The sequence below is a fragment of the Paenibacillus sp. P4_E11 genome, assembly GCF_056401635.1.
Genome location: NZ_JBFUIX010000164.1, coordinates 1 through 6,677, shown reverse-complemented (window position 1 = coordinate 6,677; position 6,677 = coordinate 1). Strand labels below are relative to the sequence as shown.

Sequence of the window (6,677 nt, the reverse complement as noted above, 5' to 3'; positions counted from 1 at the left end):
GGGAGAAAATCCTGCACTTTTGCAGCATTCCGGAATGAGTAAATGCCATTTGGAAAACGAAACTCCTAAACGAAAGAAGAACAAGAGAGGGCAGGCAGATGGAGTGGACAAACGTCAGCTTCCGCCTTTGAAATTGGATTCCAACAGCGGTCGGAACCCATCTATTTGCCTGATAAATCGATTCAATGGTTGGCGGATGAATTGTGTACCGCTCCAAGAAACGGAGGAAAGTACCTACACTATCTTTCTCAGAGGAAATGCGGAATCTCGAGTGGCTAAGCAACACTTAAGTAAATATGATGTGGAGGCAATCTGAAAAAGTAGGCGAAGTTTTCGCCCATCAAGTACTAAAGTGAGCATTTCGGAGCGGAGGTGTTTATCGGATCTGGTGTGGAAATGAAGCTTCTGGAGCTTGCGCAAGTTATTTATCATGGCAATGCGTTAGAAACGTGGGTTATATCTGGGGGAGGATGAACCACTTGTACGCTACAAATTCATTAATAAATCTTTACAATTTCCTTAATTAACTTTATGATTATAATAATTAGATGAGCTTGCTGAACGAATCAATTAGACGTTAAAACTTCCGACAAGGGCTCAATCCTTGAGTTTACTGGTTTTATGACTTGTTCAACAAGCGCTACATAGAATAGGGTCATTAGGAGTTAACTAACTCGAGGGGGTGTCCGCTGTGGTAGGAACAAGAAGAGGGACCATTCATCGCATGGAAAGACGGTTTTTTAGGGATGCGGCAACGGGCGCGGAAATCACTCAACTCACCTCTTTTCCATGTATCAATATCAAGTTGTATTTTCATGTCAACGCTTTTACGGCCGACTCGCAGACACTTGTATTTCAAGCGTTTTCTAATCAGACTCGGGATTCGGGCGTCGATATTTATAAAGTAAACATCGACGGCACAGGATTAACGCAGCTGACCGATGCTCCCGAAGCGGGAAGCCCTGTAGTGTCCCCTGACGGAAAATGGTTGTATTATGTTTGTCATGGGGAGTTGCTGCGCGTCTCCATCACCGATTATCGCGAGGAATCGATCGGATACGTTGAGGGGATACAGCCTTCGACGGGACTCTCTGCGAATACGGCTGGATCTACGATCAACGCAAGCATGAGCCCGGATGGAAAGGTGTTTATTACGGACGCCACGCTGAAGAACGGTTCAAGAGCGATTCTCAGATATACGACTGACGGGAAAGAAGCGGATATCATCTACACTTCTGATGATATTACGCATACGCAGTTGGAACCGTATGAAGCGAAAGTGATCGCCTTCCAGCATCGGCCGGATGATAAAAACAGAAACATATGGTTAATCAACAGTGACGGGACGAATGCGCGCCCGCTTGATCTGCCTTATGGGAACGGGCATTGGATGTGGTTGGGCAATACGCAAAGAATACTGACCAATCTGAATAAAGAATCTCAAGGCATTGCAATCAAAGGGGAAGCGGACCATGAAACGGAGCTCATCGTCAACGGCGAACATTTCTGGCACGCTGCAAGCAGCCGCGATGGGGAATGGATCATTTCGGATATCAATTGGCCTGATCATGGTTTGCAGCTTATTCATGTCGGAACGAAGAAATATGCAACATTGTGCTTGCCGCAAAGCTCGTCATCTCATCCGCAATGGTCTCATCCGCATCCTTCCTTCAGTCCCGACGGGAAGTATGTTGTCTACAACTCGGATATGAGCGGTACCGCGCAAATGTATTTGGTCAAGGTACCTGAAGAGCTGAAGCAATCGTTGCGAGAATAAGGAGGACAACGGTCCTGGGCCGATATGACATGATGGGCGGTGGGTGGCGCGCTTGCTCCGGACAAAGAGTCCGCTAAGTGGTTGCTCGTAACGAAGGATAAATGCAGTCAAGAACGAGTGATCGTGGAAGCGGTTGCACCAGTTGAACTTTAGTATGAATTCAAGCCGAGAATAGTTTTAAATGGAGGTGTTAAACGATGGCAAGAGGACAACAATACGCGTCGGAAAGAAGATTTATGGTGGATAGCGTAACCGGCGTGAAGATCACTCAGTTAAGCGGATTTCCTACGGTCAATAGTAAATTTTATTTTCACGTGAACGCGTTTACGCCGGATTCTAAATCATTGGTGTTCMATTCGTACAAATCGGCGCAGCGCAATTCGCAGATCGACGTGTTTAAGGTGAGTACGGACGGAATGGGGCTTGTGCAGCTGACGGATAGCCCAGGGGTGGGAGGCACGGTGCTTTCGTATGATGGAAAGTGGCTCTATTATACGGTAGGGCAAGAGTTCCGCAGGGTATCGATGCAAACCTTTGAAGAAGAAATCATTAATCGGTTAGATAGACTTAGCGGCAAAGTAGACCTTGCCTGCATCACGTTCGATGACAAGTATTATTTCGTCGAAGCGGTCTTAACGAATGGGAATATCGGGGCCGTACGGTTTAGCACGGATGGCAAAGAGGTTGCGGTTATTTATGAAGGTGCGGACATCACTCATGTCCAATGCGAACCTAGCAAGGGAGAAGTCGTCGCATTTCAATTGCCCGAACAAAATAATAAAAGTATTTGGCTTATCGACGTGGATGGCGCCAATTTACGGCCGTTCGATCTGGCATACGGGAACGGCCATTGGATGTGGTTGGGCTCGACTGGGCGCATCATGTCCAACCTAAGCAAGGAACGCCAAGGCATCGTCGTTCTAGGTGAAGGCGACAAGGAGGCCGAATATATCGTGAACGGAGAACATTTCTGGCACGGTTCATGCAGCTTGGACGGGAACTGGATGGTATCGGATACGAACTGGCCTGATCACGGCATTCAAGTCATTAACGTAGCTACCAAGAAATATAAGACGCTCTGTTATACGGGGAGCTCATCCAGTCATCCGCAATGGACGCACCCTCATCCTTCTTTTAGCCCTGACGGGAAATTCGTTGTTTACAATTCGGATGTTAGCGGAATTCCACATGTGTATATTGCGAGTGTACCTGATGAGTTGTATACGGAGCTTTCCGAGTAATCTCTGAGTCGCATCATGTCGCATTTATTATCATCAAGGAGTGGATGGGTATATGATCGCAACGAATGAGATTAAACCAATAGCAGATGGCGCTCACAAGATACATATGATCGGCAACGCTCATATCGACGCCGTCTGGCTATGGCGCTGGCAGGAAGGTTATGCCGAAATTAAGGCGACGTTTCGTTCCGTGCTGGACAGGATGAAGGAATTCCCCGAATTTATATTCACTTGTGCCGGTGCGGCCTATTACAAGTGGATAGAAGAGAATGCCCTCGAGATGTTCGAGGAAATCCAACAGCGTGTGGCGGAGGGGCGTTGGGTCGTGGTCGGCGGTTGGTGGATCCAGCCGGACTGCAACCTGCCATCGGGAGAATCTTTCGCCCGGCATTCGTTATACAGCCAGCGTTATTTCAAGCAGCGTTTCGGACGGATAGCAACAGTAGGGTACAATGTCGATTCTTTCGGCCACCATGCCATGCTTCCGCAAATCTTGAAGTTAAGCGGAATGGACGCCTATGTATTTTCACGTCCGGATACTCACGAGAAGAATTTGCCGGCTCAATTGTTCTGGTGGGAGAGCGAGGACGGCAGCAGGGTCATGGCATACCGTATTTATGACGGATACTGTTCCCCGCCCAACATGGATGTAGGAATAAGAATTGCGGCGACAAAGGAGCTTGCAGAGCTTCAAGGGACGGATCAAATGTGTTTCTACGGCGTCGGTAATCACGGAGGAGGCCCGACGATCTTGAACTTACGGGATATTCGCGCCAGCCAGGAAAACCAAGGCGACGGCGAGATCGTGCACAGCTCTCCCGACGCGTATTTCCAGTCAGTAAGGCCTATAGGACAGCAGCTTCCCGTGGTTAAGGACGAACTTCAGCATCATGCCAGCGGTTGCTATTCGACTCACTCGGAGACGAAGGCGAGCAATCGGCAAGCCGAGCATCGCTTGCTGACGGCGGAGAAATTCAATGCAATCGCCCATCATCTGTTCAATCTTCCATACGATAACAGCCGGCTGCAAGAGGCATGGCAAAGCGTCATGTTCAACCAATTTCATGACATTATGGGAGGCTGCAGCATTAAAGAAGCGTATCAGGATGCGCGAGAATCTTACGGCCATGCCCTGTATGCAGGTGGGGTTGTGCTGAATGCAGCCTTGCAGAAAATATCGTGGTCGATCAATACGATGCGCGATGGGATAACTTCGGTAACGAGGGATAAAGACCGTATACTGTGGGAGCAAGGCAATCTCGGAGCTCCGTTCGTCGTGTTCAATCCGCTGTCTTGGGAGGTAGAGGCTCCTGTAGAGGTACCACAGCAGGTCAATGGCATTGCGGATGAGTTCGGCGTGCCGATGGCGTCCCAGCGCGTCCGGGCGTCGAGAACGAATTTCGGCGATAAATACGATACACTGTTTACTGCCCGCATTCCGGCGATGGGATACCGCGTCTACTGGATCTATCGCGAGAAGACGTTTGAAATGGACGATTCTTCCGATGCTTCGGAGATGACCGTTACGTCGAATTCGCTGGAAAATCGCTTTATTCGTTTGGAGATCGAAGCCCATACAGGTTATGTGGCAAGTTTATTGGATAAACGCAGCGGAATGGAAGTGTTAGACAACCGCGGAGCGATTCCCATCGTCGTCGATGAGCATGATAGCGACACGTGGGGGCATCGGGTATTTGAATTCCGCAACGAAATAGGCAAATTCACCGATGCCGAGGTGCAGGTGATTGAAGCTGGGCCGGTGCGGAGTCGGCTACGGGTGACGAGCCGCTTTGGTCAGTCGACCTTAAGACAGGATTTCATGCTGCATCGGGACAGCGCTACCGTTCAAGTGAAAGTTAAATTAGATTGGCGCGAGAAGCATAAGATGCTGAAGTTATCGTTCCCGCTACGAGTTGACGGCCCGCAAGCGACGTATGAAATACCTTATGGGTACATCGAAAGGCCAGTCAATGGTGAGGAGGAACCAGGTCAACAATGGGTTGACGTTTCCGGAGCGGTTCCCGAAGACGGACGTACATACGGATTGGCGTTGCTGAACGACAGCAAGTACAGCTTCGACGTGAAAAACAATGATTTACGGATGACGCTCGTGCGAAGCCCTATTTTCGTTGATCATTTCGGACAGCGCRACGATCTGTGCGAGTACATGGAGCAAGGCATCCATGAATTCGCCTATTCACTCGTACCCCATGAAGGTCCGTGGCAGGATGCTGGCGTCGTGCGCAAATCATACGAGTTTAACGTTCCTCTGGAACATGTGATTGAAACGTATCACGAGGGCAGTTTGCCGCAATCCTATAGCGGCATCCTTATCTCGTCCGAACAAATCGTAGCCACTGCTTTCAAGAAAGCGGAAGAGGGAGACGGCTATATCTTGCGTTGCTACGAGACCATGGGGGCGACGACAGCAGTAACGATTGAAATCCCGATGTTGGGGAAGAAATGGAGCACGTATTTCAACAAATGCGAGATCAAAACATTCAAGATTTCACTCGATTCGGAGCGGGAGGTAGTAGAGACCGATTTGTTGGAAAGTTAACGCGAATAATCATGTAACATGTGCCGGGGCAATAAATTTAATTATTAAAATTATTGCCTTGTAAGTGTTTACAGAGGAAATGATATGCGATATAATTAAATTATCTTAATGAATAAAATATAGTAAATGAAGGTAGTAGATTGTGAGCACAACCGGATGTGATAAATACAATTTCATGAAAGCGCATTCTTGTCCGCGTCAGATGACTATGCATTAAGGAGGTTTCCCTCATGTCTATTAAATCCAGTGTTCGAAGCGATCCGAAGACGTTAAGCGGTAAGCCGCTCCCATCAAGAAACAGATTCCTTGTCCGGTTTGTGCGCGACAAATACTTGCACCTGCTCGTTCTGCCGGCGATCCTATACTTCATCCTGTTTTGTTACGTGCCCATGTATGGGGTAATCGTCGCTTTTAAGGACTTCTCGTTTACCAAGGGGATTTTAGGAAGCCATTGGGTAGGCTTCAAGCACTTCGAATCGTTTTTTGATTCTATCTATTTCTTCCGGTTGATTAAAAATACGATCATTCTCAGCGTATCCACCTTGATTTTCTCTTTCCCCATTCCCATTATATTCGCCTTGCTGCTTAACGAAGTGAAATTCAAGAAATTTCGTAATATCATTCAAACGATCAGCTATTTCCCACATTTCGTATCTATCGTTATCGTAGTCGGTATGATGCATATCCTGCTATCGCCAGAGAGCGGTCTTATGAATGTCTTTCTCAAGATGTTCGGTCTTGAACCGATTGCTTTCATGCAATCAAGCGGATGGTTCCGTCCCCTATATGTCCTCTCGGCAATATGGCAGGGCTTCGGATGGAGCTCCATTATTTACCTGGCCGCTCTGAGCGGCGTATTACCGGAATTATATGAAGCGGCGCAAATAGACGGAGCAAATCGATTTAAGCAAGTGTTACATATTTCCTTACCTGCGATTATGCCGATCATTATCATTCTGTTTATTTTATCGGTCGGTGGCATCATGGAGGTAGGTTACGAAAAGATCTTGCTGATGTATAACCCAGGCATCTATGAAGTATCGGACGTCATCTCCACCTATGTCTACCGGAAGTCAATCCTAGACGGGGAGTACAGCTT

5 protein-coding genes are annotated in these 6,677 nt (G+C 47.9%); all 5 read left to right on the top strand.

Annotation, left to right across the window (positions count from 1 at the left end):
* Positions 1 to 316, top strand: a 316-nt coding sequence (locus tag AC1DWB_RS30045; RefSeq protein ID WP_477544775.1) for a hypothetical protein, incomplete at its 5' end; no start/stop codon positions are given.
* Positions 317 to 691: 375 nt separating this feature from the next.
* Positions 692 to 1,777: an oligogalacturonate lyase family protein gene (locus AC1DWB_RS30040; protein WP_477544774.1), complete on the top strand. Its 1,086-nt coding sequence runs from the start codon at positions 692 to 694 to the stop codon at positions 1,775 to 1,777.
* 197 nt (positions 1,778 to 1,974) lie between these two features.
* The gene (locus AC1DWB_RS30035) at positions 1,975 to 3,018 is read left to right on the top strand and encodes an oligogalacturonate lyase family protein (RefSeq protein WP_477544773.1); all 1,044 of its coding nucleotides are present in this window, start codon (positions 1,975 to 1,977) and stop codon (positions 3,016 to 3,018) included.
* A gap of 52 nt (positions 3,019 to 3,070) precedes the next feature.
* Entirely contained in the window at positions 3,071 to 5,578 is a 2,508-nt protein-coding gene (locus AC1DWB_RS30030; RefSeq protein ID WP_477544772.1) for an alpha-mannosidase, read from the top strand.
* Positions 5,579 to 5,808: 230 nt separating this feature from the next.
* Positions 5,809 to 6,677, top strand: an 869-nt coding sequence (locus tag AC1DWB_RS30025; RefSeq protein ID WP_477544771.1) for an ABC transporter permease, incomplete at its 3' end; no start/stop codon positions are given.